Here is a 26,515-nt window from a genome sequence, read left to right as displayed (position 1 = left end):
TGATGAAAAATAAGCATCCCAGATGATTGATGAGCTAAAAATAGGGAATTTTCACCTTCAACTACCGAATCAGTCCGATTTCACCCCATCCTCCTCGCATACAACCAGCCTCCGACGCCTTACTTCGGTCAGAATATCGAATCCCAACGCGCTTTTTTATAAAAAACCTCCCTATCCAGGAAAAAATCCACCACACCCCTACTTTCTATTTATATTCATAGAAGCCTCGACCGGTTTTCCGGCCAAGCCAGCCGGCTTTTACATATTTTCGCAGCAGAGGACATGGACGATATTTATCCTCGCCAAGGCCTTCATGAAGTGTTTCCATAATATAAAGGCAAGTATCGAGACCGATAAAATCAGCTAACGTCAGCGGTCCCATTGGATGGTTCATGCCAAGCCTCATGACCTCGTCAATCGCCTCCTTTGTCGCTACGCCTTCCTGCAAAGTAAAAATCGCTTCATTGATCATTGGCATTAGAATCCGGTTTGACACAAAGCCGGGAAAATCATTCACCTCGACCGGGACCTTTTCCAATGCCTTCGTCAGGCTCTCAATCGTCCTGTACACCTCATCAGCCGTCGCAAGACCGCGGATAATTTCAACCAGCTTCATCACTGGAACAGGATTCATAAAATGCATCCCAATGACCTTTTCCGGACGATTAGTGGCTGCCGCCAGCTCAGTGATGGGAAGTGAGGAGGTATTGCTGGCCAAAATCGTATGCTCCGGTGTAACCTCATCCAGCCTGCGGAAAATGTCCGATTTCGTATCAATATTCTCAACCGCCGCCTCAATCACAAGGTCCACATCCCCCGCATCCTCGAGCTTGTTGGATAGGCTGATGAGGGAAAGAATCGCTTCCATTTCCTCTGTCTTCATGCGGCCTTTACTCACCTGCCGCAATAGATTGCTACGGATTCTGTTCTTTCCATGTTCTGTCAATTGGCTGTTCAAGTCATTGAGAATCACATCATAGCCTGCCTCGGCACACACCTGAGCAATTCCAGAGCCCATCTGACCGGCACCAATGACCATTATTTTTTCAAGCTTCATCAGACACCTCCAGCTAAAAAATCCTTATAAAAAAACTGTTTCAGCCGGTATAGCACCACTTGGTGACATACCGGCTAGATTATAGGCTAGGCAAATGACATTGATTAGCTAAGATAGACTTCCTTTCACATTTAGGCTTGCTTTGGCACCTCAATCATGATGGCGTCTCCCTGCCCACCGCCGCTGCAAATAGCGGCAATTCCAACTCCGCCGCCACGACGTTTTAATTCATGCAGGAGCGTCACGATAATCCGTGCTCCGCTTGCCCCGATTGGATGACCGAGAGCCACGGCACCGCCGTTGACATTGACCCGTTTCGGATCAAGCCCGGCCATTTTAATCGTAATTAAGGACACAGCCGCAAAGGCTTCATTGATTTCAAATAAGTCAATCTCTGCTGCTGATTTGCCTGTTTTCTTGAGCAATTCCTGAATGACCAGTCCCGGTGTTTCCGGAAAATCCTTCGCCTCGACCGCTAGAGCCGCATGACCGAGAATGACCGCTTCAGGCTGACGATTCTCCTTTACCGCCCGCTCAGCGCTCATCAGGACAAGGGCCGCACCACCGTCATTCACTCCTGGGGCATTTCCAGCGGTAATACTCCCAGCTTTATCGAATACCGGTCGCAGCGCTGCCAGCCTTTCCAAGGAGGTATCCCGTCTTGGCGCTTCATCCTTTGCCACAACAAGCGGTTCCCCTTTTCGCTGCGGGATTGGCACGGGAATGATTTCCTCTGCCATGATTCCGGACTCCATCGCTGCCCATGCGCGCTGGTGACTCCTTAACGCCCACTCATCCTGCTCCCTGCGACTGATACTCCAGGCCTCTGCACTTTGGTCCCCGTACATTCCCATCGGAACGCCGGTAAAACTGCAGGTTAAACCATCATGTGTCAGCAAATCCGTCACGGTGGAATCCCCCATCCGCAGCCCAAACCGGGCATTCTGGAGAAAATAAGGCGCCTGGCTCATTGACTCCATACCGCCAGCGACTATTACACTTGCATCACCGGCACGAATGATTTGGTCAGCCAATGTCACACAGCGCATTCCGGAGGCACACACCTTATTGATGGTTTCGGTTTTCACATCCCAAGGCAAGCCGGCCTTTCTTGCTGCCTGCCGCGAGGGAATCTGTCCCTGCCCGCCCTGCAGTACTTGGCCGAGAATCACTTCATCCACCACAGCAGGATCGACATTTGCTCTTTTTAACGCTTCCTTTACCGCCACTGAACCAAGCTCGGATGCCGACAGGCTGCTCAGGCTCCCTCCTAATTTGCCAATTGGCGTTCGAACCCCGCTTAAGATAACTGTTTTACTCACCGTCAACCTCACTCCCTTTTTCCAATCTAGGAAAACAACAGCTTTATGCTCTAGTCTCACCGTTGCCAAGAATCCCTTTTTAGCAAAAAGTCCTTAGGCCCTTAAGCAAATGTCACCATTCCTAAGCAGCCCTGTCATGGAGCAAGTGGAAACATCAATTTTTGGATACCGCAGTGACTTCTTTCCTTTTATAAAAATATTTCACCAAATTCAATTAATGTAAGCGTTTCCTTTTTATTTTACAATAAAATTAACAGAATAAAAAGAATTTGCTAAATATTCTTAAATATAACAAATGGTTGCAACCGACCTTTCTTCCAGCCGGTCGCTTCCCGGCAGCAAACCTCCCCGTCAAATGTGAATCAGGATATTACCCATGTGCCCATGGATAATTGACCTTAAATAAACCGCGACTTCCACCTATTCCCCAAAAACGGCTTTTTCCAAAAGCTCTGCTACATCATACGTCTTGACGCTGTCCTCTACCTCCAGTGCCTTTGTACCATCGGTCAGCATCGTTAGGCAGTATGGACAGCCGGAGCTGATCACGGATGGTCTAACCTCCAAGGCCTGCTCCGTACGAGCAACGTTCATACGATGGCCGGTTTCCTCCTCCATCCACATCAGCCCGCCGCCGGCCCCACAGCACATTCCGGTTTCACGGTTTCGCTCCATTTCCACCAGCCTTACACCTGGAATTGCTTTTAAAATTTCACGCGGCGGATCGAACACCTCATTATAGCGGCCTAAATAACAGGAATCATGAAAGGTGATGTGTTCATTCACGGCATGCTGCGGTGTTAAGCGGCCTTCCTTCACCAGCTGGGCCAGTAGCTCGGTATGATGAACAACCTCTGCCTTCAAGCCGAAATCCTTATATTCATTTTTAAAAGAATGATAGGCATGCGGGTCGATCGTGACGATTTTCTCAACGCCTGCTTTTTCAAACTCAGCGATATTATGGGCAGCAAGCTCCTGGAATAAAAACTCATTCCCAAGACGGCGCGGGGTATCGCCAGAATTTTTTTCCTGATTACCAAGAATGGCAAATTGAACACCAGCTTCGTTTAACAGCCTCGCAAACGCTAATGCAATCCTTTGGCTGCGGTTATCGAACGATCCCATCGACCCGACCCAGAAAAGATACTCGAACTCATCTCCTAATTTTGCGAGCTCCTTTACCGTTGGAATGTGGACATCCTCCCTTGTGTTGCGCCAGCCTTCCTTTTCCCTCCGATTCAGCCCCCATGGATTTCCCTGGCGCTCAATATTGGTCATCGCACGCTGAGCACCGGCATCCAACCTGCCTTCTGTCAAAATTAAATAACGGCGCAAATCAATGATTTTCTCCACATGCTCATTCATCACCGGACATTGGTCCTCACAGTTTCGGCATGTTGTACAGGACCAGATTTCCTCCTCCGTAATCACCTCGCCAATCAAACTCGGATGATAGGCAGGAGCCTGAATGTCAGCATCCACACTCTCTCCCTTTCCGCTAGGGACCTGTGCCAATTGGTTGCCAACTGTATGGTTAAAGGCAAACGCCGGCACCCACGGCTTCAGCCTGGTCACAGCCGCACCGTGATTCGTGAGGTGATCGCGCATTTTTACAATCAAATCCATTGGTGACAAGAGCTTCCCCGTCCCTGTCGCCGGACACATATTAGTACAGCGCCCGCATTCTACACAGGCATACAAATCGATCAGCTGATGCTGGGTAAACTCCTCCATTTTTCCAACCCCGAAGGATTCCTGATTCTCATCCTCAAAGTCGATCGGCTTCAGCTTTCCAGGCCTCTCTAGGCGATTCACATACACATTGGCCGGTCCGGCGATTAAATGGGCGTGCTTCGACTGCGGGACATAGACAAGGAAGGTCAGTAGAATGAGGAGATGAACCCACCAGGCCGTGTAAAAAATAGCACCTGCAGCCGTCTCACTTAGGCCCGAGAAAACGACGGCAATCAGGGAGGCAACAGGCTCTGACCAGCCTGGCTCCTCTTGATGCCAGACTAATTCCATGCCATTTCCGAGCAGAACGGACAGCATTAATCCGCCGATAAAAAGCAACACAAGCCCTGCTTTAAAGCTTCGTTTTAAACGAACGAGCTTTTCAATATATCGTCGGTAAAAGGCAATCAACACCGCGACGAGAATGAGAAGTGTGACGAGCTCCTGAAAAAAAGTAAAAACGGGATACAGTGGACCAAATGGCAGATGTGCACCAGGCAGAATGCCTTTTATGATAAAATCAATCGCGCCAAATTGAACGAGGATAAAGCCGTAGAAAAACAGGACATGCATAATGCCGCTCTTCTTGTCCTTTAGCAGCTTCTTCTGTCCGAACACATGGATGCCGATTTTCTTCAGTCTTTCTTTTATGTTATGGTCGAATTCCACCCTCCTGCCTAGCTTGATATAAGCCATCCGCGTTTTGATTAAGTAGACGAAAAGACTGACAGCGTATGCCGTAACCGCAAGAAACGCTATTAGATTGACCCATAGCCATCCGCTCATTCCTTGACCGCTCCCTTCACCAAGATGATTTTCCGATTATCACGTACTTAATTTATATGGTCGCAAACAAACAATCAGTCACGTTTTTTTATTTCTTTTTCTAGTGAACATAGGAAAATGGATTCCCGTGCATACTAACAGGACAATAGTCATAAGGCTCAAGGGGGAAATGAACCATGAATACATTTTTCATGATTGTCGGGATTTTTTATCTAATCGTCCTCTATTTCTTCATTGATTTTTCCCTGGGCAGAAAAATACATTTAGAGAAGCTCAAGCTGCAGCACTTTCCTGATCGGCACAGTGATATCAGGCTGTTCACCTCAGGTCCGGAGCTGTTTGCCGACCTGTTTTCGGAGCTGAAGGAAGCCCAAAAGCATATCCACGTTCTATTTTATATTGTAAAAAAGGACCACATCTCCACCGATTTTCTGTCGTTATTTAAAAAAAAGGCAGATGAGGGCGTTGAGGTCCGCCTTATGCTGGACTGGGTTGGCAGCTTTAAAGCAAAGCGAAGCATAACAAAAGAGCTGCAGGGCTCGAGGGTACAGCTCATTTTCTGTAAGGCACCGCGGCCTCCCTTTTTCTTTTATTCTTCCCAGATACGTAATCATCGGAAAATTACCGTCATTGATGGTAAAATCGGCTATCTGGGTGGCTTTAATATTGGTAAGGAATATATTAATCTTGACTCGAAGCTCAGCCCATGGCGTGACTACCATCTTAAAATTGTCGGCGAGGGGGTACAGGATTTACAGGTCATGTTTTTAAGGGACTGGGAGGAGGCCGCCATGGTGCGCTTAACTCAGAATAAGCTGTATTTTCCCGATTTAGAAAAAGGGAAATACCGCCACCGGATTATTCCTTCTGAGGGCTTTTATCTGGAGCATACCTTTTCCGAGCTGATTAACAGTGCAAAGGACTGCATTATGATTGGGACGCCCTATTTTATTCCAGGCAAGAGACTTCTTCAAGATTTGCAGGCTGCCTTAAAAAGAGGCGTCAAACTTGAAATCCTGGTCCCTTCCACGCCGGACCATCTGCTTGTAAAAGAAGCCTCCTACCGTTATTTTCGTCCATTATTGGATTTGGGAGCGTCCATCTACCAATATCAAAATGGCTTTTATCATTCTAAAATACTCATCATTGACGACCGGGTCTGTGACGTCGGAACCGCTAACTTCGATAAGCGGAGCTTTTTTTTAAACCATGAAATGAATTGCTATACGTACGACCCAAGCTATGTTGAAAGCATCCGCGGTGTGTTGAAGCAGGACCAGGCTGAAGCCAAGCTGATTTCCAAAAAGGATATATCCATGCTCAACCCCTGGACATTCTGCAAAGAAATGCTCGCCCGCTCAATCTCACTGTTTTTGTAGCGGGACAGGGGGATGGGGCCCATAGCCCGGGACAAAGGGACAGGTCCCTTGTCCGAATAGACTGGGACAGAAACTGCCCCGTTTCCCCTGTTCAGCCTTGCCGATTGGATGAAACCGTAGAAAAGACTCTCTACCATATTACCTGTTAAAAGGAGTCAAACGCTATGAAGATTCGCTTTGGCTATGTATCCCAATCGATGAGCCTTTGGGATGCATCGCCCTCCAAAACCGTCACCTATACTCGCTTTTCGCAGCTGCCCGCCAGTGAACGGATGGAAAAGCTGTTAACCGTTACCGCCACAAATCTGGTCAACACGGAAAGGATGCTTCATTATAATATTGGCCACGAAATTGAGCTGTACCGTTTCTCGAGCTCGATTGTTCCGCTTGCCACCCATCCGGAGGTGCGCTGGGACTTTGTCACTCCGTTTCGCGAGGAGTGGCGTCGGATTGGCGAGCTCGTGAAGCGGCACCACCTGCGGGTCAGCTTCCACCCTAACCAATTTACGCTCTTTACCTCCCCCCGAAAGGACGTAACAAGGAATGCCGTCACCGATATGGAATACCATTATCGGATGCTGGAGGCGATGGGAGTGGAAAAAGAAAGTCTGATTAACATTCATATTGGCGGGGCCTATGGCAATAAAGAGGAATCCCTTGAACGGTTCCAGGTTAATTTAAAAAGTCTCCCACCACATATTAAAGAGATTATGACACTGGAAAATGACGATAAAACCTATACAACTGATGAAACACTGCGGATGTGCGAGCTCGAAGGAGTGGCAAATATTTTTGATTATCATCACCATATGGCAAACCTCGGTGATGCCCCGCTTGAGCAACTGCTGCCAAAGGTTTTTGCGACCTGGGAAAAGCGTGGCCTGATTCCGAAGCTCCACATCTCCTCGCCCAAATCAGCATCTGCCTTTCGTTCCCATGCCGATTATGTCGATATTGAATTTCTCCAGCCTTTACTGGAGATTCTCCATTCCATGAAGCAGGATGTCGATTTTATGATTGAAGCGAAACAAAAGGATTTAGCCATGCTCAAGCTTGTTGAGGATATCAGTAAAATCCGCGGTGTCAAACGGATCAGCGGCGGTGCGGTGGAATGGAAATAGAAAAGGTATTTGAAGACCCTCTTTAAATACCTTTTTTGGTCTTTTGGTTGCTTCTATCGGACACTTCAGGCTTGGTTACCTTGCCCCTTTGGTCTTTTGAGCCCTTCTATCGGACACTTCAGGCTTGATACCTTTCCCCTTTGGTCTTTTGAACCCTTCTATCGGACACTTTTGGCTTGGTACCTTGCCCCTTTGGTCTTTTGAGCCCTTCTATCGGACACTTTTGGCTTGGTACCTTGCCCCTTTGGTCTTTTGAGCCCTTCTATCGGACACTTCAGACTGGTTACCTTTCCCCTTTGGTCTTTTGAGCCCTTCTATCGGACACTTTTGGCTTGATACCTTCCTCCTTTGGTCTTTTGAACCCTTCTATCGGACACTTCAGGCTTGGTACCTTGCCCCTTTGGTCTTTTGAACCCTTCTATCGGACACTTCAGACTGGTTACCTTTCCCCTTTGGTCTTTTGAGCCCTTCTATCGGACACTTTTGGCTTGATACCTTCCTCCTTTGGTCTTTTGAACCCTTCTATCGGACACTTCAGGCTTGGTTCCTTCCTCCTTTGGTCTTTTGAGCCCTTCTATCAGACACTTTTGGCTTGATACCTTTCCCCTTTGGTCTTTTGAGCGCTTCTATCGGACACTTCAGACTGGTTACCTTGCCCCTTTGGTCTTTTGAACCCTTCTATCGGACACTTTTGGCTTGGTTCCTTCCTCCTTTGGTCTTTTGAGCCCTTCTATCGGACACTTCTGGCTTGATACCTTGCCCCTTTGGTCTTTTGAGCCCTTCTATCGGACACTTCAGACTGGTTACCTTGCCCCTTTGGTCTTTTGAGCCCTTCTATCGGACACTTCAGGGCTTGATACCTTCCTCCTTTGGTCTTTTGAACCCTTCTATCGGACACTTCAGGGCTTGATACCTTTCCCCTTTGGTCTTTTGAGCCCTTCTATCGGACACTTCAGGCTTGATACCTTTCCCCTTTGGTCTTTTGAGCCCTTCTATCGGACACTTCAGACTGGTTACCTTGCCCCTTTGGTCTTTTGAACCCTTCTATCGGACACTTCAGACTGGTTACCTTGCCCCTTTGGTCTTTTGAACCCTTCTATCGGACACATCCCGACTCCAAGCTCTCATTTTTGACCTTTTGACCGCGCCTATTGGACACTTCTCCTCTCCTCACTCACGTTTTTGGCCTTTTGACTCCAACAAAAAAGGCTCCCCACCCTCGGGAAGCCATTTTTTCCTATTACATCTTTTCTGGAGCGGAAACCCCAATCAACTGTAACGCATTTTTCAGCGTAATCTGTACCGATTTAATTAACGATAAGCGTGCTTTCGTCTTCTCCACTTCCTCGGTATCCAATACTTTTTCCGCATTGTAGAAGCTGTGGAAGGTAGACGCCAGCTCAAAGATATAGTTTGTGATGCGATGCGGCGTGCGCTTTATTGCCGCTTCCCCAACTGCTTCAGGGAATTCTCCTAGCTTTTTCAACAGATCGATTTCTTTTTCCGAAGAAATATAAGAGAAATCAGCATTCGTACCATAGGCAAGATTCATTTCCTCCGCAGAGCGCAGGATGCTACTAATCCGAGCATGCGCGTATTGGGCATAATAAACCGGGTTTTCATTGGACTGGGAAACCGCCAAATCCAGGTCAAAGTCCATATGGGTATCCGCACTTCTCATCGCAAAGAAGTAACGAGTAGCATCAAGGCCAACCTCTTCGACAAGATCCCTCATCGTAACTGCCTTCCCTGTTCGCTTACTCATCTTCATTTTCTCGCCATTTTTATATAAATGAACAAGCTGAATAATTTCCACTTCAAGCGTATCCGCACCATAGCCTAACGCCTGAATCGCCGCTTTCATACGAGGGATATAGCCGTGGTGGTCGGCACCCCAAATATTGATCAGCTTTTCATAGCCGCGCTCAAGCTTGTCTCTATGGTAGGCAATATCCGGCAGCAGATAGGTGTAAGAGCCGTCCTGCTTGATTAATACACGGTCCTTATCGTCGCCAAAGTCAGTCGAACGCAGCCAAGTCGCACCGTCCTGTTCGAAAATATAGCCATTATCTCTCAGCTTTTGCAGGGCATCATCAATTTTGCCGTTTTGATAAAGGGAGGTTTCTGAGTACCACACATCAAATCCAACACGGAAATCCTCTAAATCCTGCTTCAGCTTCGCCATTTCATATTTTAAACCATATTCACGGAATTGCTGGAAGCGCTCCTCTTCAGGCATCGCGACAAACTTATCGCCGAATTCCTCAGCCAGCTTTTTCCCAATACCGATAATATCCTCGCCATGGTAGCCGTCCTCAGGCATTGGTTTGTCCATGCCAAGTGCTTGGTGATAGCGGGCATCCACTGACAATGCCAGATTATTAATCTGATTTCCCGCATCATTGATATAATATTCACGTGATACGTCATAGCCTGCTTTAGCTAAAATATTGCAAAGCGAATCTCCTACCGCAGCACCGCGGGCATGTCCTAAATGCAAATCACCTGTCGGGTTCGCGGACACAAACTCTACCTGAACTTTCTCATTACCTCCAACAGTGGTTTCACCATACTTTTCACCCGCATCGATAATGGCTGGAATTAAATCGGTTAAATAGCTGTTATTCATGTAAAAATTAATAAAGCCAGGGCCGGCGATTTCAATTTTTTCAATCGATGCCTTTGATTTGTCAAAATGAGCCACCAGCTCTTCGGCAATCATTTTCGGCGCCTTTTTTGCTACTCTTGCCAGCTGCATCGCCATATTGGTTGAATAATCACCGTTTATTTTATCCTTCGGGATTTCTAAAATCACACCTGGCAGCTGCTCTTCACTAGCCAAGCCTGCCTTCACAACAGCGGCAGCAACTTCCTGCCTTAGTTTACTTTTTACCTGCTCCACTATGTTCATCTTTTTCATCCTCCTCAAACGTAATACTTACGTGATATGTACCTGCATCGTTTCCCTGCATCTTTAAATCATACATTATATTAATAAGGCCTTTTTTTAACACATCATCATATTCATGGCTAATCCTGGTTTTGGAGGTTTCCATGTCAAGGACCCCGTACGGCGTTTTGTAGCTGCCAACAAGGGTTTGATTCGCTTGAAAGGGAAGACGCATGTCAACAGCACCGTTCCTGAGTATCGAACCTTCCTCCTGACCGGTTACCTTGACAACCGTTTTCGCGGAACCCTCTTCCATCAATTCATCGTAGCGCAGAAAGACAGAGCTCGTCTTTTGAATGTATTGTCCAAATGTAATAAGCTCATACGTTTCCTTTTCCGAGCCGTTCGTTATCGTCGTATTCACTGTTATTTTAACAGCCATCTGCTCCGTTGGATAGCTGGACACCGAGCGTGCACCTCTTTTCCTTGCATTACCTGTATAACACTATTTGCATAACCTACTAATTATAAATTTTTTTAAAATTTGTTTCAAGTTCATGAAAAAAAGCCCTGCTACATCCTTATTGTTCCCAATTTTCAGATTCCTAATAGTTGTCTGTCTTAAAAGAACTACAAAGCCACGTGTCCATTTGCGGTGTCAGCCACCGCCAATCGTATAAAAAACCAGAGACAGCTCGGTCTCTGGTCTACATCCACTTATTTCACAAACCCTAGCAGCATTTCACGTAATAGCTTGCTTGCCGTATTCACGGTTTGCTCAGAGTGATCATATATCGGAGCAACCTCGACTAGGTCCGCGCCCACAACTTTCACGTCAGAATGGGCGATCTCATGAATCGAAGCCAGCAGCTCTCTTGACGTAATACCGCCCGCATCCACCGTACCAGTACCCGGTGCATGCGCCGGATCCAAGACATCAATGTCAATCGTGACATAGACAGGGCGCCCAGCAAGCTTCGGCAGAACCTCCTGAAGCGGCTTGTGCACATCAAACTTCGAAATATGCATCCCAACTTCCTTCGCCCACTCAAATTCTTCCTTCATACCGGAACGAATGCCAAAGGAGTAAACATTTGTCGGACCAATGAGGTTGCAGGCCTTTCGAATCGGGGTCGAATGGGATAACGGTTCACCCTCATAATTCTCACGCAAATCGGTATGGGCATCCATATGGATAATCGCAAGGTCCGGATACTTCTTATACATCGCTTTAATCACCGGCCATGATACTAAATGCTCGCCGCCCATTCCAAGCGGAAATTTATCATCTGCAAGCAGACTGTCGACATACTCCTCAATCAAATCGAGGCTCTTTTGCGCATTCCCGAACGGCAGCGGCATATCGCCGGCATCAAAATATTTCAAATCTGCTAAATCCTTGTCCAAATACGGGCTGTATTCCTCAATCCCAATCGACACCTCACGAATACGCGCCGGGCCGAAGCGGGACCCCGGACGATAGCTAACCGTCCAGTCCATCGGCATCCCATAAATCACGACCTGACTTTCCTCATAGCTTGGATGACTTTTAATAAACACATTACCTGAATAGGCTTCATCAAAACGCATCGTAATTCCCCCTCTATTCTATGCACCGCTTTGACCTAGCAGTGTTTTTTCCTATAAAATGACATTACTTATTCCTATAAAATTACTCTACCAAATCTTGCACAAACTTAGGCAGCACAAACGCTGCTTTATGTAATTCCTTTGTATAATACTTCGTCTCCATTTCATGAAACCGATCGTCGCTCACCTCGAGCGGATCGTATTTCTTTGAGCCGAGTGTAAAGGCCCACATTCCGCTTGGATATGTTGGGATATTCGCCGTGTAAAGCCTTGTAATTGGAAAAATTTCTTTTACATCCTTTTGCACGCTGCGGATTAAATCACTCTTAAACCAAGGGTTGTCTGACTGTGCAACAAAAATGCCGTCCTCTTTCAGCGCCTTAGCAATTCCGGCATAAAAGCCTTTTGTAAAAAGATTCACCGCTGGTCCGACCGGCTCCGTCGAATCGACCATAATCACATCATAGTCATGGTCGCTTTCGGCAATATGCATGAAGCCGTCGCCTACCTTGACCTCGACACGTTCATCCTCAAGCATACCGGCAATTTCAGGCAAATATTTCTTCGAATACTCAATCACCTTGCCGTCAATATCCACGAGCGTCGCCTTTTTCACACTAGGATGCTTTAACACCTCACGAATCACTCCGCCGTCACCACCACCCACGACCAACACATTCTCAGGGTTTGGATGAGTGAAAAGCGGAATATGTGCCACCATCTCATGGTAGACAAATTCATCTCGGACAGAGGTCATCACCATGTCATCGAGCAGGAGCATGTTTCCCCATTCTTCCGTTTCCACCATATCCAGCTTTTGAAACTCCGTTTGCTCTGTATGTAAGGTACGCTTGATTTTCATTGTAATACCAAAGTTCTCTGTCTGCTTCTCAGTAAACCAAATTCCCATTGTATTCATCCCTTCATCTGGATTGAAAACAAGTGCCTGGCACCTGTAGAAACCAATTAACTCTACATTAATCTATCTTCCTTATGTTACCCATACAGATAAATTGCAAACAAAAAAATTATAGTGCATCCTAACCTAAATAAAAAGAAAAATTTACATAGTTACCCAAGAAATGTTTAAAATTCCACTTAATTTTCAATACTGATACTAGATAAAATGAGACACTGAGCTAGACTCCTGAGCAAGCGCTAAGCGATCCATCATTTCAGATTTAGGAGGTGAAGCACTATGGAAATCATGACAGACCATCGTTTTCGCAAAACGATTAAATATTTACGGGCCTTATTCTTTCTTTGTCTTATTCTTGCCTGCTTGATGGTTCTTTTTATCATTGGGATTATGGTGTATGCGAAGGTGCTCGGTCCGCCGCCGCTTTCTGTTCCGCAGTCCACACTGATTTATGACGACAACGGCGCGGTGATTGGGGAAAGCAACAACGGGCAGAAGCGGTACTGGGTTAATTTTAACGAAATTAGCCCGCATCTGATTGATGCCACACTGGCGATTGAGGACCGCAATTTTTACGAGCATCACGGCTTTGACTACAAGCGAATTGCCGGTGCCGCTCTGGCTGACCTTAAGGCAATGGCAAAGGTGCAGGGTGCCAGCACCATCAGCCAGCAGTATGCGCGGAACCTTTATCTTGAGCATGATAAAACATGGCAGCGGAAGCTGAACGAAGCCTTTTATACGATTCGCCTTGAAATGAATTATTCGAAGGAACAAATTCTCGAGGGCTACTTGAATACGATTTATTACGGCCACGGGGCCTACGGTGCCCAAGCAGCCAGTCAGTTTTACTTTGGTAAAAATGCCTCCGAGCTGTCACTGGCCGAGGCCTCGATGCTGGCGGGCATTCCGAAGGGGCCGAGCATATACTCTCCGCTTGCCTCTCTTGAAAAAGCAAAGCTGCGCCAGGGCATCATCTTGACGGCGATGCAGGAGAATCATTTAATTGATAAAAGTAAAGCAGACAAAGCGAAGCAGGAGTCGCTGACGATTGTCGGCAAGCATCCGCATACAAAGCTCGTCACAGCGCCCTATTTCCAGGATGCTGTCAGACAGCAGCTATCACAGGTGCTGAAGCTCGACGATCGAACGATTGAGCTAGGCGGGTTGAAGGTTTTTACCACGCTTGATTTGGAGCAGCAGAAAATGGCTGAGGAAACGATTGAAAAGCAAATATCCGAGGATTCTGATATCCAAGTCGGCTTTGTCGCGATGAATCCGAAAAACGGCTATGTCAAGGCGCTTATTGGCGGTCGGGATTATACGGAAAGCCCTTATAACCGCGTCACCCAGGCTGAGCGTCAGCCGGGTTCGACCATCAAGCCGCTCCTATATTATGCCGCACTTGAGCAAGGCTTCACGCCCGCTTCAACGATGCGCAGTGAGCTGACCACCTTCAAGTTTGATGATGAACGCGCTGAGTATACGCCGCATAATTTTAACAATCAATATGCCGAGGACGATCTGACAATGGTCCAGGCACTGGCCTTGTCCGACAATGTCTATGCCGTAAAAACCCACCTATTTCTCGGCGAGGAGACTCTAGTAGAAACGGCTAAGCGCTTTGGCATTACTTCCGATATGGCGAAGGTGCCTTCCCTTGCCCTTGGCACGTCCGGTGTGCGCGTGATTGAAATGGCTAATGCCTACAGTCTGTTTGCCAACGGTGGAAAAAAGGTCACGCCGGTGATGATTAAAAAGGTGGAAAACCATAAGGGTGAAGTGATTTATGAGCATTCGTCAGAGCCCGAGGCGGTACTGCAGCCGGAGTTAGCCTTTGTGATGACACATATGATGACAGGTATGTTTGATAAAAAGTTAAACGGCTACGCCAGTGTCACCGGCACTACGATTATCAACGACATGACGCGGACCTATGCCGGCAAATCCGGCTCCACCAATACAGACAGCTGGATGATTGGCTTTTCACCGCAGCTTGTCACAGCCGTCTGGACCGGCTTTGATGACGGTCAGCCAATTGAAGGCAGACTGGATCAAATGTATGCCAAAAATGTCTGGGTTCAGTTTATGGAGCAGGCTCTTGAAGGCACGCCGGAAAAATCCTTTAAAGCCCCTAAAGGGACGGTTGGCATGTATTTGGATCCGGTTAACGGAAAGCTGGCTACCGAGGACTGTCCAGTCAAACGCTACACCTACTTCGCCGCCGGAACTGAGCCAACTGAGTATTGCACAGAGCATTTATTAGAAGAAGAAAAAGAAGCAAAAGGGAAAAAGAAAAAGCATCGTGAAGAACACGAGAATGACGACCGAGCCCCATGGTATAAAAGGGTGCTGCCATGGTCTTAAAGGAAGAAAGCTGCATGCAGAAAATGGCGTGCAGCTTTTTTGTAAGGCAAGGGAGATTGATTATCTCAGACTTCTTCTTCCGGTTTCCTGGTAACTCTGTCCGAACTATGCCTCTGCTCTGACATCCACTTCCGTTTTCCTCCTCCACGCTCCAACAAAAAAAGCCCAGGGTCCCTCCCTGAGCTTATGCTCCTAAGTCATCCTTCAGCTGCTGCAAGGATCTGTCCCACATATCGGCATTATGGTTTTGTAGAAATTCCCGTAAGACAGCCTTTGATTTCTCATCCATATGATCGACAATAATATGGCGCTTAATCGATTTATCCATGCGGTTCACATGCTCTGGCAACGATTTATAGCCTCTACGAATCTCACGGTCGACCGTCATTTCACACGCTGTTACCCCTGCATAATGCGGTCCTCTCTCATCGCGGTCCACCGTCACCCAGACGAGCCAGTAAGGCTTGCCATTTGGCACCTCATCCTTATTCGGTAAAAATTTAATTCCTTTTTCGACCACGCTTCTGGCATGCATGGCGCCAATATCGATGACCGCATCGCCTTCTTCAACATCAATGATAACCGGTGACACGTTATCAAGACTTAATGCGCCTTTCCCGAACCCCTTATGTCCATCGAGAGGTTCATTTTTAATAATATTAAACTCAAGCTTCTTTTTCTTTTTTTCTTCCATCAATAAAAATCCCCTTTCATTCTTTAAAAAAAGTCTGTATTAACATGGTTGTTGATTTCCGTTCTAGGCACTTCGCTTTCCTGCGGGCGACCGCCTAGCCTCCTCGACACTTTGTTCTAGCGGGGTCTCGACTGCCTCGCTTCTCCCGCGGGAGTCTTCGTGCCTTCCACTTCAATCAACCTGCTAATCCAAATGAAAACTGCTTTTTAACACAGCCTTCTTTTAAAAAAACCATCCATAAAAAAATTCATTTAATCCATTTATCAGCCATGGCAGGACGGTGCCAAAGATTGGCTGGATGGTGTAGCGGTCAAGCGGCGTGATGACTAGGATAAGAAAAATCAGCATGCCGTATTGTTCAAACTGGGTCATCTTCGCGCGTACGTCCACCGGTGCCAAATCCTCGAGGATGCGGTAGCCGTCAAGCGGCGGCAAAGGCAGCAAATTAAAAATAAACAGGACCGCATTCAGTTGAATAAAAATATCCAGAAATTCCGGAACAAACATCGGCAGACTTGCTGCCAGCCCTGAGGCGACTAAGCCATACCAAATCACAAACGCCAGACAAACCATGATCAGATTGCTCAGCGGTCCGGCAAAGGAAACGGTAATCCCGGCTACACGCGGCTTTTTAAAGAAAAAGCGATTCACCGGCACAGGCCGCGCCCAACCGAAGCCGGCAAGGAAAATGAGAATCGTCCCGAACGGGTCTAAATGCGACATTGGGTTCAACGTCAATCGCCCTTGATTTTTCGCCGTATCATCACCAAATCTCCAGGCCGTGAACGCATGCGCAAATTCATGGACGGAAAAAGCAATAATCAGTGTTAGGGCGACATATGGTATTTTTTCTAATGGGTATGCCAAAAATTGCGAGAGGTCCAACAGGCAAAACTCCTTTTATCAGCTCTTTGAATAAAAGTATACATGATTACAGTGACAAAGTGAAAAATGATGCCAGCCATCCCACAAGCAAAACAAAAAATAAATCAAAAATCTTGTGGTACACTATGAATGGTGAGTTTCACCATTCTATACATATACACCCATTTGAGGAGGCTGAAGGACATGCCATATGTTACCGTTAAAATGCTTGCAGGCAGAACCGAGGAACAAAAAAAGGCACTCGCTGAAAAAGTAACCGATGCTGTAAGCGAAACAACAGGTGCACCAAAGGAAGCCATTGTTGTCTTTATCGAAGAAATGACGAAAAACCACTATGCCGTTGCAGGAAAGCGCATGAGCGACCAAGAATAATCGCTTTCCCCTGAAGCAATAGGGCTGTCCAGTTAGTTGTCAGGTACTATTCTCTAACCTAGTTCATATGAATACTAGATTATGTAGGATGTGCCTGACAGCTTTGTTTAGGACAGCCCCTATTTTTTTGATAGAATAAACGTAAGAGCTATCATAACAAAAGGGGGAAAAGGAAATGGAAGTCGGGACTAGAATCGCTCAAATCCAAAATGTAATGGACCAGAATATTGAATCGATTGAAAAGCTCATTACCGCGTACGAAGAAAACATTCATGATCACCCTGCCATGACAGAGGATGAAATCCTGCTGTTAAAGCTCTGGCTCCGTGATAATATCCTGCGCTACTGGGTAAATGCACTCCAGCAATCACTCCGCGGCATGGACGACAGCAACCGGACAGATATTCTTCAGCTCTTGAATCAATTTGAAAGGCCGATTGCTGACTACATGAACAGGGAATTGACCCTGTAGCTCCCATTGAACCTTACTCCACTACATTCATGACAGACTATCACTAACGATAACATGTCAAAAACACCCTAAATCTAGGCCAATTTATTCTGGTCTTATACATAACAAAAAAATACAGTGCCCAATCGCACTGTACTTTATGTCTAGTGAAGCTCTATCTTTTGCTTTAGCTTCGCAATATATTCATAGGCACTATCAATTTCTTCTGTTGTATAGCGCTGTTTACTTTTTAAGGTAAAAATCTTTTCCTGCACTTCTTCCTTTGCTAGATTATCAAAGTATAAGACGGTAGATACGAGCTCAAGAAATCTTGCATTTTGATGATTCATATCGGTGAGACATTCCTGCAGATACGGGAGGTCAACATGGTTTTCAGACAGAAACTCCCTGCCGTTGTCAGTTACCGTATAGCGATATTGATAATAGCCGCCCTTTTTTTCCTTGACTTCATCTAGAAATCTCATGTTACACAGCTCTTCCACCTGCACCGTTAACTCCTCTGAGTAGGGTCCATAAAAGTGAAATTGAAATTTTTCTCCGAACGGAAAGGATAGTTTTTTAGAAATATAAATCATCTTTTGCAGCTTCTTCCTCCCAATCACTTCTCCAGAGGCTGCGATCGCCTGCATGACCTTAGCATGATCTTTTAGCACAATTTTCAACTCCTAAATCTATATCAATGGATATTTACTGTCTTCTATATCCAGCAGCTTGCGAATTTTACTCTTAATATCCTTATTCGTCGTATCATCCGTAAGGAAATCTAACGGATAATAGAGCTTATGGTCGGTTCTTCTTTTACCCGAAATCGCATCGACGATTTCCGACTCTCGTGACAGCTCGCGAATCTCGCCGTTTCGCATTAATAATTGAATCGGCAAACGCTCCTCTTCCTCACCCGGCCGGTAAAAATCGTACGGTAAATCGGAGGACGAATCCACGACAAGATAATATTCCGGATCAATTCCCGCCTTCTCAAACAATATCGACAGCTCGGCCAGCTTTTTGTATTCCTTAGCCGGATCAAACTCAGCATATTTAAATAGATTCCGATTCATAAACCTGCGGCATAAATCGCTTAGAATTGGATCATCCTCGTCCTGCCACATTTGAAAATAATAGAGAATGACCGACTCATCTAGCTTCAAATAATCCTCCAATGTAACCTCATCTTCAAAAATCGAATAGAAATGGACAGGCAGCGATTTAAAGGAATAATACTGCCCATGCAATGCTTTTGCCCTGTGGAGTATTTTTGTCAGGATCACCTCCGCACTGCGGGTTACCGGGTGGAAATACACCTGCCAATACATTTGATAGCGGCTCATAATATAATCCTCTACCGCATGCATGCCGCTTTTTTTAATCACAACCTGGTCTTCACGGGGACGCATCACGCGCAAGATTCGCTCCATATCAAAATGACCGTAGCTGACCCCTGTAAAATAAGCATCCCGCTGCAGATAATCCATCCGATCGGCATCAATTTGGCTGGAAATTAGACTGATGACGAGCTTATTTTGATAGGTTTTTGCAATCACCTCAGCAACCTTTTTCGGAAAATCCTCTCCGACTCGCTTCAGAACTGCGTTCACCTCTGTATTACCTAGAATAATGGCCTGGGTAAAATACTCATGGTCAAGCTCGAACACTTTTTCAAAGGAGTGAGAAAACGGCCCATGTCCTAAATCATGCAGCAGCGCAGCACAAAGGGAAAGCAGCCGCTCGTCATGGCTCCAGCCTGAGCGCCCCTCAAAGATGTCATCGACAATCCGGCGGATAATCTCATATACTCCCAGTGAATGGTTGAAACGGCTATGCTCTGCTCCGTGGAATGTTAAAAAGGTTGTCCCTAGTTGTTTAATTCTCCGCAGCCGCTGAAATTCCTTCGTCCCAATCAGATCCCATATCACCCTGTCGCGCACATGCACATAGCGGTGCACAGGGTCCTTGAACACCTTTTCCTCCAATAGCTTTTCCTCTGAATAGGCCATTTTCTCCCCTCTTTTCTTGTCTATTTATTATGTAAAAGGTAAAAATGCTACCATATATGAACCGACTTTTTCATTCGTCTATTTTGTCTTCTTTCGGACACTCACATGTTCCTATTATACTCAAATCCCCCGTTACATCTCTACAAAATTCAACAAAATCCAACCTTTTTTAAAATCGAGGGATTTCACTCTTTTTTTTCATAAAAAATAAAGCACCTGCCAAGGGCAAATGCTTTATTCGTTCGATTCGATTAGATAATGCGGACGTTTACGATTCCTGGGATTTTGCCGATATTTTCTTCTAAGGCAGGTGTAAGGTCGCCGTTAAATTTATTATCAATATCAATAATGGTATAAGCGTAATCGCCACGGCTTCGGTTCACCATGTCCGCAATGTTTAAGTCATAGTTTGATAAAACAGCTGTCAGCTGTCCAACCATTCCCTTCACGTTATGATGGAACGCTGTTACACGACGCTTGCCTGTAAAAGGAATAGACGCATTCGGGAAGTTAACAGAGTTGACGATATTTCCTGTTTCTAAATATTCCTTTACTTGATGAGAAGCCATGATGGCACAGTTTTCCTCAGACTCAGTTGTTGAGGCACCAAGGTGTGGAATGCAGACACAGTTCGTCATTTTTAATACTTTATCATTCGGGAAGTCTGTAATGTACTTACCAACCTTACCGCTGACAAGTGCTTCTGCCATATCATCCTCGTTCACTAGCTCACCGCGAGAGAAGTTCAGGATATGAACGCCATCCTTCATTTGCGCGAAGGAATCTTTATTGAACATGCCACCAGTATCTTTCGTAAATGGTACGTGAACCGTAATGTAATCAGCTTTCGCATAAAGCTCCTCAATTTTCATCGCCCGTTTTACATTACGAGAAAGGTTCCAAGCGATATCAACAGAGATGAATGGGTCAAAGCCAATGACATCCATATCAAGACGAAGCGCATCGTTTGCTACACGGGCACCGATCGCACCAAGACCGATAATACCAAGTGTTTTTCCTTTAATTTCTTTACCGACAAACTGCTTCTTTCCTGCTTCGACAAGCTTAGGAACCTCTTCGCCTTTACCTTCTAGGCCTTTTGTCCATTGGATACCGGCAAATAAATTTCGAGAAGACGCCATTAATGTTGTTAAGACTAATTCTTTTACGGCATTTGCATTCGCACCAGGTGTGTTGAATACAACAATTCCTTTTTCCGTATATTCATTCACTGGAATATTATTAACGCCGGCTCCGGCACGCGCAACAGCCTTTACGTTAGCATCCAGCTCCATATTGTGCATGTTAAAGCTTCGTAGAACGATGGCATCCGGATTCGCCGCATCGTTATCGATCTTGTAGTTTTCATTGTTTTTGAAGGTTTCTAATCCGACTTCAGCAATTGCATTTAATGTTTTAATTGTGAACATTTGTTTCTTTTCTCCCCTTTGGTCTTTTTGGTTGTTTTATAAAAAAGGTTAGTTAACTATGAATCTTACTTTTGAATCGTGACAAGATGACTATGAAAAAAGAAGATTGGACTTCTCCAATCTCCTCGCAAAAAGTAAGAATAACAAATAAGGACTTGTTACTCTTCTGTCCTTTTGCCTGAGATCGTGAACCCTTCGGCGCTGCACCATGCAATCTCTCCAGAAGCGGCTCCGGTTATAGAGTGAACCATAACCCTCTTCGCCAGCAAATATTCTCTCTCATATGTTGATATTTGTTGAAAAACTTTTAAAATTTTGTCGAACCATTGTGTAATAATTTTAAATTTTAACAATATTATTGGATTAATTCAAGCTTTAAACTTCTAGAATGTCTAGAAAAATGAATATGCTTTCCAAACATGCAGCTTTATTCGTCTTTTAATAAAAGTCAGAAAATTTACTAATATAATGTTTGAATTATAATTCATTTCAAAAAACATATCAAGTGTTTAAAACTAAGACTTTAACCTAATTTTCTTATGGATAACGCTTACAACGCCATAACATCCACCAACAACTAACACGAACATTATAATTATAAAAAATATTTATGTTCGGAATCAGAGGGACGGTTCTATTGCTTCCTCCAGAACCCAATTAAGTTTTCTATAATTAAAAAGGAACTCACTAGTTGTAAGTTCCTTTTTAAAAAACTATAAAATTGATTTATAAATTGGTTATTCCTGTGGATCCCAGATTGCCCAGTTGTCTGGTCGGCCATGCTGGGTGGCAGATGTCTCTACATCAATAGATGGGTCTGCTTTACCGATAACTACAGCTCCAACAAGAACCGCATTTCCTTCTACATCAAATTCAGTTTTCTCTTCAGGGAATCCCCAGCCGCGCTTATAGTTCTTACCTTCAAGGAATTTGCTTACATCGTATTTAGGGACGCCATATGCATACGTACTTTCACCCTTTGGAGCGACTGCTGATCCATCCAATGTACCAAAGTAATGCGTTTGATAGCCTAAGCTCCATGCCCCCATGCTTAACAATCCGTTTGAATACCCGGTATCAAAGAGGGCAAACGACGTTTGCATGTAATAATCTTTATATTGATCTTTATGGTCGGCTTGGTCTGCAATTTGGTCCGCTAGAATTAAGACCGTAACGGTTCCGTCGGTTGTACAGCCTTCACCCCAATAATCACCGATAATGGTTGCCTGTTCTTTTGGGTCACGAACAGCAATATAGAAATATTCATTCCAGTTGACAGCTGTTTGCCCCTTCATAGCAATATCAAAAATTTTCTCCAGGTCCTCATCACTTGGAGCATCCTTTGGATCGTTCGACCACGAGCCGTTATTAACAGTTCTCCAAAGATTTTCATTTTCGGTAAACCATTTGTTTAAATCAAGTTCGGAAGAGGTTTGTACTGATTCATTACTCTCATCTGTCTCCTTTGTCGAAGTAGCGGAGTCATTGGAACATCCGGACAATAATAACAGTCCCGCTAAAGGAATAAGAAGAAGACTTTTTGAAATGCCTTTCATGTAATTACCTCCCTTTCCTATTTTGTGTACAGTTTAATTATAGAATTTTCATAATTCAATACCATGGATTGATTGTTAAACTTTCATAACATTTGTTAGATTTATCACAAACTAGTCCATTATATAGACATTTATCGCTAGAGTTCTCCAAAACCCAGAAGCAAAAACAAAAAAACCCCCTCGGGGACAATTCCCGAGAAGATTCTATAGCTTTAGCTTCTTTCTAATTTTTTCTTCTAACTCTTCTTCCGATAAAGCGGCTAATGGCCGGTTATTAACGAAGGCAAAGGTTTTCTTTCGGCCTGGTCCGCAATAGGACTGGCAGCCGATTTGCACTTCTGCATCCGGGTCAATTTTTTTCAGCATTGGTAGTAACGTTTTTAAATTCACTGCCTGGCAATCATCACAGACACGGAATTCATTTGCCATAATGAATACATCCCCTTCTAACAATTCGACTAACATCTATAAGAAATATGAAAACAGCCTGTTTCTCACATTTTCATTCCTTCTAAGCTATACTAGTACGTTTACACTATGAGGTATTTTAACGCTTCTTTTTCTGTATTGCAAGCCAATCCTATAGGCGTTGCCCCGCTTAAGGGAAAACTACTAAAACAAGTATATAAATAATATCTTTAAAGATAGAAGGAAAACATAACTCTACCTCGCTATCTCCTTGCCAGCCCCTTTCATAAAACCACATCTGTCTTCATTAGTATGTGATTCACAGCAAAAATGCATTCGTTTTTTCATAAGTCTACTATCCTTTTAATCATCTTGTATAAAGTTTGAAAAGATTGGACATGATGAAAATAACGCTTTATAAAAATACAAAAATATGATAGGGAGCTGAAGAAATGAAAGTTCGTCAAGATGCATGGACAGAAGAAAATGACTTGCTGCTTGCTGAGACTGTCTTAAGACATGTAAGAGAAGGAAGTACACAATTAAATGCGTTTGAAGAGGTAGGCGATAAGCTTAATAGAACCTCTGCTGCCTGCGGCTTCCGCTGGAATGCGGTTGTTCGCCATAACTATGAAAAGGCCTTACAGCTGGCGAAAAAGCAGCGCAAGCAACGACAACGGATTCTGGGGAAAGATCAAGGTGGCAAGAAAAAACTATTATACTCACCGCCACAGCCAAGTATAGAAGAGATGCAGACCTTGACCTCACAAGCCGAGCCTGAAGTATTTAATGAAAATATGACAATGGAAATGAGTGAAGAAATGACAGCTAGCATTCAACCAGACTCTATTCAAGCTTCACTGGACATGCCTGCGGGCAGCATTAATCTTGATACAATTGTCGCTTACCTGCAAAATATGAAAAACTCAGGCTTTCAGGTTGAGATATTAAAAAGTGAGAATGAAAGATTAAAACGTGAAATCGCCGAGCTAAGAAGAACCAATAAAGAGCTCGAGTCCAAGATTAATGAAATGGAAGAAAATACTGAAACGATTCAGGAAGATTACGAGACGTTAATGAAAATTATGAATAGAGCTCGTAAGCTGGCCTTGTTTGATGAAGAGGAACGTCCGGCAACCACCTTTAAGATGGACCGGAACGGAAACCTTGAAAAGGTAGCAGAATAATGTAGTTGTGTGAAAAGCCGTTATGGTAACGGCTTTTTTTGTTGACCTTTTTTAGTAGTTTAGCAACCAAGTCACTCGGTTAGCGGACGCCTCTTCCTTACTCGCCCAGCACCCTTTGATTTCGCTCTATGACCCTTTCATTATAGCCTTCGAACAGCGGTACCTCTTCCGGTGACAGTGATGCAGTAAAAAGCTGCTCTGACTTAGCCTGCAGCACCTGTAAAAAGCGCAGCATCACGTCCTGAACGGTTAAATTAACCTGAAGCAGCTCTGACAACGACGCCATGACCTCAGGAATAATTTCCGGATACACCTGCTTCGTTTCCTCTTCTTTTTTACTAAGCTCATAAAAATGTTTTACCAGCTCAGCCCGTTCACTGCCGCTGCCATTGACGCAAAGATAGATTTGCACAGCTACGCCTTTTCTGATTCTGCGCTGTGAAATTCCAGCGAATTTCTGTCCGCCCATGCTAAGATCATAGCTGCCAGGACAATAGGAGCCTATAATTTCTCTGGCTTCAATCTCTTGGTTAAAATCGGCAAACATATCCTTCACCAGCTGCCACATCGCCTCATAGCCGCGATTAATATCAATTCCCTTTTCTTTTTCCGGAAAAACTAGCGTCAGATTGAGGACTCCTTCATCGAGCACAACCGCCAAACCGCCGGAATTGCGGACAATGACTTCATAGTCTTGCTCTTGTAAAAAATCGATGCCCTCCTTTAAAAAAGGAAGCTTGGTATCCTGTATTCCTAGTACAACCGTCCGTTGGTGGACCCATGCCCGCGCCGATGCCGGAGCTGTCCCCGCACCAACAGAGGTACAAAGTGTATCATCCATTCCGAAGGACTGCAGGGCACTTATATAAAGACCGGAGACAGACTGGTCAATCACTCTCCACCGCTCCTGAACTAATAAATCCTTTGTATCTTTCATGTTCAATCTCCTTGCTGTAGCTTTCATTTCTTCATTATAGCATGTAAAAGGATGAAGAAAAAAAGCAGGTGGTTCTTTGTGCCCGTCAGACCTCCTTCTTCCTCCCAATGGGCACTATCAACCGTCTACTTTTCCTTTAATAATAAAAAAGCACACCACCCACAGGTGATGCACTTTAACACACAGCCTTATTTTTTCAACGCCTGCGCAGCTGTAATTAACGCTAGCTTATAAACGTCCTCTTCGTTACATCCGCGGGAAAGATCGTTTACCGGGCGGTTAAGTCCTTGTAGAATCGGACCTACTGCTTCAAAGTTACCTAAGCGCTGAGCAATTTTGTAGCCGATGTTGCCTGCTTCAAGACTTGGGAAAACAAACACATTCGCATCCCCTTGAAGAACAGAGCCTGGTGCCTTGCTTTTTGCCACAGACGGTACAAACGCCGCGTCAAATTGGAACTCACCGTCAAGGACTAATTCTGGAGCACGCTTCTTCGCCTCTTCCACAGCATTTGAAACCTTTTCCGTTTCCGGAGACTTTGCAGAGCCCTTTGTCGAGAAGCTTAGCATTGCCACACGCGGCTCGATATCAAACATTTCCGCTGTCTTCGCACTTTCAATCGCAATTTCCGCTAAATCATTGCTGTCAGGCGCAATATTAATCGCACAATCCGCAAAGACATATCTTTCATCGTCACGAACCATGATGAACACACCAGAGGTCTTGCTGACGCCTTCCTTAGTTTTAATAATCTGAAGCGCTGGGCGAACCGTGTCAGCCGTTGAATGCGCAGCACCGCTCACAAGTCCGTCTGCTTTATTAGTATGTACAAGCATCGTGCCAAAGTAGTTTTCATCTAAAAGAATCTTACGAGCATCTTCCTCTGTCGCCTTTCCTTTACGGCGCTCGACAAAGGATGCTACAAGCTCATCAAATGCAGCATAGCTGCCTGGGTCATAGATTTCCACTGATTCTAAAGAAACATTTAATTCCTTTGCCTTTGCTTCAATCTGCTCGATATTTCCAACAAGAATCGGTGTTAATACCTTATCCTCTGCCAAACGTCCGGCAGCTGCTAGAATTCTTTCATCTGATCCCTCTGGAAAAACAATCTTCAGGTTTTGACCTGTTAGTTTTTGTTTTAAACCTTCGAATAAATCACTCATGAGTTACCCTCCTTTAATATTTCCCTATATTAGCATACTCTTCCAAGCCAAAAATTCAAGGAATCGCTACTTTCCTAATAAATGTTCTATTTTTGGAATATTTCTAAATAATTGCTCGTATTGGTAAAATTGTCCCTTTACTACTATTTACATATAATCAATTATTATCCCAAAAAATGATGATTCTGATTTTTTCGTGTTTCATCCATGAGGATATGGAGAAACTATGATATAGTAGTGTATGAAAAG

The 26,515-nt window shown here is 44.9% G+C and carries 22 protein-coding genes and 1 riboswitch; of the genes, 6 read left to right on the top strand and 16 right to left on the bottom strand.

What is annotated here, in order from left to right:
• Window positions 1-205: 205 nt before the first annotated feature.
• From BQ5321_RS03580 to BQ5321_RS03570, 3 genes are all read right to left on the bottom strand, one after another.
• Entirely contained in the window at window positions 206-1,057 is an 852-nt protein-coding gene (locus BQ5321_RS03580; RefSeq protein ID WP_071393256.1) for a 3-hydroxybutyryl-CoA dehydrogenase, read from the bottom strand.
• Window positions 1,058-1,188: 131 nt separating this feature from the next.
• Entirely contained in the window at window positions 1,189-2,379 is a 1,191-nt protein-coding gene (locus BQ5321_RS03575; RefSeq protein WP_071393255.1) for an acetyl-CoA C-acetyltransferase, read from the bottom strand.
• Window positions 2,380-2,799: 420 nt separating this feature from the next.
• A complete protein-coding gene (locus BQ5321_RS03570) occupies window positions 2,800-4,899 on the bottom strand; it encodes a (Fe-S)-binding protein (protein ID WP_071393254.1) in 2,100 nt (699 codons plus the stop codon).
• Between the two features lie 176 nt (window positions 4,900-5,075).
• Here BQ5321_RS03570 and cls point away from each other — a divergent pair, with 176 nt between their 5' ends.
• Together cls and uvsE are read left to right on the top strand one after the other, a co-directional pair.
• A complete protein-coding gene (gene cls, locus BQ5321_RS03565) occupies window positions 5,076-6,278 on the top strand; it encodes a cardiolipin synthase (protein WP_071393253.1) in 1,203 nt (400 codons plus the stop codon).
• A gap of 164 nt (window positions 6,279-6,442) precedes the next feature.
• Window positions 6,443-7,399 (top strand): UV DNA damage repair endonuclease UvsE, encoded by a 957-nt coding sequence (gene uvsE, locus BQ5321_RS03560; protein ID WP_071393252.1) that lies wholly within the window; start codon window positions 6,443-6,445, stop codon window positions 7,397-7,399.
• 1,240 nt (window positions 7,400-8,639) lie between these two features.
• Here the strand turns inward: uvsE and argS are convergent.
• From argS to speE, 4 genes are all read right to left on the bottom strand, one after another.
• On the bottom strand, window positions 8,640-10,310 hold the full coding sequence (gene argS, locus BQ5321_RS03555) for an arginine--tRNA ligase (RefSeq protein WP_071393251.1): 1,671 nt from the start codon (window positions 10,308-10,310) through the stop codon (window positions 8,640-8,642).
• Window positions 10,282-10,755, bottom strand: coding sequence for a YwiB family protein (locus BQ5321_RS03550; RefSeq protein ID WP_071393250.1), 474 nt, complete (start codon window positions 10,753-10,755; stop codon window positions 10,282-10,284). Before BQ5321_RS03550 ends, argS begins: the two co-directional genes overlap by 29 nt.
• A 251-nt stretch (window positions 10,756-11,006) precedes the next feature.
• Window positions 11,007-11,879 carry an agmatinase gene (speB, locus tag BQ5321_RS03545; protein ID WP_071393249.1) on the bottom strand — a complete coding sequence of 291 codons (873 nt, stop codon included), beginning with the start codon at window positions 11,877-11,879 and terminating at the stop codon, window positions 11,007-11,009.
• 82 nt (window positions 11,880-11,961) lie between these two features.
• Window positions 11,962-12,789, bottom strand: coding sequence for a spermidine synthase (gene speE / locus BQ5321_RS03540; RefSeq protein WP_071393248.1), 828 nt, complete (start codon window positions 12,787-12,789; stop codon window positions 11,962-11,964).
• A 288-nt stretch (window positions 12,790-13,077) separates the two neighbouring features.
• Between speE and BQ5321_RS03535 the strand changes: the two genes are divergently transcribed.
• Window positions 13,078-15,165: a transglycosylase domain-containing protein gene (locus BQ5321_RS03535; protein WP_071393247.1), complete on the top strand. Its 2,088-nt coding sequence runs from the start codon at window positions 13,078-13,080 to the stop codon at window positions 15,163-15,165.
• Between the two features lie 184 nt (window positions 15,166-15,349).
• Here the strand turns inward: BQ5321_RS03535 and BQ5321_RS03530 are convergent, their stop codons facing one another.
• Both BQ5321_RS03530 and BQ5321_RS03525 read right to left on the bottom strand, forming a co-directional pair.
• A complete protein-coding gene (locus BQ5321_RS03530) occupies window positions 15,350-15,859 on the bottom strand; it encodes a YwhD family protein (protein ID WP_071393246.1) in 510 nt (169 codons plus the stop codon).
• A gap of 222 nt (window positions 15,860-16,081) precedes the next feature.
• Window positions 16,082-16,744, bottom strand: a complete 663-nt coding sequence (locus tag BQ5321_RS03525) for a site-2 protease family protein (protein WP_071393245.1) — start codon at window positions 16,742-16,744, stop codon at window positions 16,082-16,084.
• A 183-nt stretch (window positions 16,745-16,927) separates the two neighbouring features.
• On the opposite strand from BQ5321_RS03525, the gene BQ5321_RS03520 reads away from it, so the two are divergent.
• Both BQ5321_RS03520 and BQ5321_RS03515 read left to right on the top strand, forming a co-directional pair.
• Window positions 16,928-17,116, top strand: a complete 189-nt coding sequence (locus BQ5321_RS03520) for a 2-hydroxymuconate tautomerase (protein ID WP_071393244.1) — start codon at window positions 16,928-16,930, stop codon at window positions 17,114-17,116.
• Between the two features lie 175 nt (window positions 17,117-17,291).
• Window positions 17,292-17,588 (top strand): hypothetical protein, encoded by a 297-nt coding sequence (locus tag BQ5321_RS03515; RefSeq protein WP_071393243.1) that lies wholly within the window; start codon window positions 17,292-17,294, stop codon window positions 17,586-17,588.
• A gap of 143 nt (window positions 17,589-17,731) precedes the next feature.
• On the opposite strand, the gene BQ5321_RS03510 is transcribed toward BQ5321_RS03515, so the two are convergent.
• From BQ5321_RS03510 to BQ5321_RS03490, 5 genes are all read right to left on the bottom strand, one after another.
• Window positions 17,732-18,241: a YwgA family protein gene (locus tag BQ5321_RS03510; protein WP_071393242.1), complete on the bottom strand. Its 510-nt coding sequence runs from the start codon at window positions 18,239-18,241 to the stop codon at window positions 17,732-17,734.
• An 18-nt stretch (window positions 18,242-18,259) separates the two neighbouring features.
• The gene (locus BQ5321_RS03505; RefSeq protein ID WP_071393241.1) at window positions 18,260-19,582 is read right to left on the bottom strand and encodes an HD domain-containing protein; all 1,323 of its coding nucleotides are present in this window, start codon (window positions 19,580-19,582) and stop codon (window positions 18,260-18,262) included.
• Between the two features lie 251 nt (window positions 19,583-19,833).
• Complete coding sequence (locus tag BQ5321_RS03500; RefSeq protein WP_071393240.1) at window positions 19,834-21,012, bottom strand: phosphoglycerate dehydrogenase; 1,179 nt, start codon at window positions 21,010-21,012, stop codon at window positions 19,834-19,836.
• 156 nt (window positions 21,013-21,168) lie between these two features.
• Window positions 21,169-21,245, bottom strand: a riboswitch (glycine riboswitch).
• Window positions 21,246-21,749: 504 nt separating this feature from the next.
• Window positions 21,750-22,568 (bottom strand): nitroreductase family protein, encoded by an 819-nt coding sequence (locus BQ5321_RS03495; protein WP_071393239.1) that lies wholly within the window; start codon window positions 22,566-22,568, stop codon window positions 21,750-21,752.
• Window positions 22,569-22,772: 204 nt separating this feature from the next.
• Complete coding sequence (locus BQ5321_RS03490) at window positions 22,773-22,997, bottom strand: YuzB family protein (RefSeq protein ID WP_071393238.1); 225 nt, start codon at window positions 22,995-22,997, stop codon at window positions 22,773-22,775.
• Between the two features lie 431 nt (window positions 22,998-23,428).
• On the opposite strand from BQ5321_RS03490, the gene BQ5321_RS03485 reads away from it, so the two are divergent.
• The gene (locus BQ5321_RS03485) at window positions 23,429-24,163 is read left to right on the top strand and encodes an RsfA family transcriptional regulator (RefSeq protein WP_071393237.1); all 735 of its coding nucleotides are present in this window, start codon (window positions 23,429-23,431) and stop codon (window positions 24,161-24,163) included.
• A gap of 97 nt (window positions 24,164-24,260) precedes the next feature.
• On the opposite strand, the gene BQ5321_RS03480 is transcribed toward BQ5321_RS03485, so the two are convergent.
• Both BQ5321_RS03480 and pta read right to left on the bottom strand, forming a co-directional pair.
• Window positions 24,261-25,100: an octanoyl-[GcvH]:protein N-octanoyltransferase gene (locus BQ5321_RS03480; protein ID WP_071393236.1), complete on the bottom strand. Its 840-nt coding sequence runs from the start codon at window positions 25,098-25,100 to the stop codon at window positions 24,261-24,263.
• 188 nt (window positions 25,101-25,288) lie between these two features.
• Window positions 25,289-26,266, bottom strand: coding sequence for a phosphate acetyltransferase (gene pta / locus BQ5321_RS03475; protein WP_071393235.1), 978 nt, complete (start codon window positions 26,264-26,266; stop codon window positions 25,289-25,291).
• Window positions 26,267-26,515 lie beyond the last annotated feature (249 nt).

The sequence above is a fragment of the Bacillus tuaregi genome (assembly GCF_900104575.1).
GTDB classification, from domain to species: Bacteria; Bacillota; Bacilli; order Bacillales; family Cytobacillaceae; genus Bacillus_BD; species Bacillus_BD tuaregi.
This window is presented reverse-complemented; position numbering and strand designations above follow the sequence as displayed.

Bases quoted from the DNA above. Each gene is read 5' to 3' on its own strand.
- BQ5321_RS03580 (WP_071393256.1), bottom strand. From the start codon at position 1,057: ATGAAGCTTGAAAAAATAATGGTCATTGGTGCCGGTCAGATGGGCTCT.
- BQ5321_RS03570 (WP_071393254.1), bottom strand. From the start codon at position 4,899: ATGAGCGGATGGCTATGGGTCAATCTAATAGCGTTTCTTGCGGTTACG.
- cls (WP_071393253.1), top strand. From the start codon at position 5,076: ATGAATACATTTTTCATGATTGTCGGGATTTTTTATCTAATCGTCCTC.
- uvsE (WP_071393252.1), top strand. From the start codon at position 6,443: ATGAAGATTCGCTTTGGCTATGTATCCCAATCGATGAGCCTTTGGGAT.
- argS (WP_071393251.1), bottom strand. From the start codon at position 10,310: ATGAACATAGTGGAGCAGGTAAAAAGTAAACTAAGGCAGGAAGTTGCT.
- speB (WP_071393249.1), bottom strand. From the start codon at position 11,879: ATGCGTTTTGATGAAGCCTATTCAGGTAATGTGTTTATTAAAAGTCAT.
- speE (WP_071393248.1), bottom strand. From the start codon at position 12,789: ATGGGAATTTGGTTTACTGAGAAGCAGACAGAGAACTTTGGTATTACA.
- BQ5321_RS03535 (WP_071393247.1), top strand. From the start codon at position 13,078: ATGGAAATCATGACAGACCATCGTTTTCGCAAAACGATTAAATATTTA.
- BQ5321_RS03530 (WP_071393246.1), bottom strand. From the start codon at position 15,859: ATGGAAGAAAAAAAGAAAAAGAAGCTTGAGTTTAATATTATTAAAAAT.
- BQ5321_RS03520 (WP_071393244.1), top strand. From the start codon at position 16,928: ATGCCATATGTTACCGTTAAAATGCTTGCAGGCAGAACCGAGGAACAA.
- BQ5321_RS03515 (WP_071393243.1), top strand. From the start codon at position 17,292: ATGGAAGTCGGGACTAGAATCGCTCAAATCCAAAATGTAATGGACCAG.
- BQ5321_RS03505 (WP_071393241.1), bottom strand. From the start codon at position 19,582: ATGGCCTATTCAGAGGAAAAGCTATTGGAGGAAAAGGTGTTCAAGGAC.
- BQ5321_RS03500 (WP_071393240.1), bottom strand. From the start codon at position 21,012: ATGTTCACAATTAAAACATTAAATGCAATTGCTGAAGTCGGATTAGAA.
- BQ5321_RS03495 (WP_071393239.1), bottom strand. From the start codon at position 22,568: ATGAAAGGCATTTCAAAAAGTCTTCTTCTTATTCCTTTAGCGGGACTG.
- BQ5321_RS03490 (WP_071393238.1), bottom strand. From the start codon at position 22,997: ATGGCAAATGAATTCCGTGTCTGTGATGATTGCCAGGCAGTGAATTTA.
- BQ5321_RS03485 (WP_071393237.1), top strand. From the start codon at position 23,429: ATGAAAGTTCGTCAAGATGCATGGACAGAAGAAAATGACTTGCTGCTT.
- BQ5321_RS03480 (WP_071393236.1), bottom strand. From the start codon at position 25,100: ATGAAAGATACAAAGGATTTATTAGTTCAGGAGCGGTGGAGAGTGATT.
- pta (WP_071393235.1), bottom strand. From the start codon at position 26,266: ATGAGTGATTTATTCGAAGGTTTAAAACAAAAACTAACAGGTCAAAAC.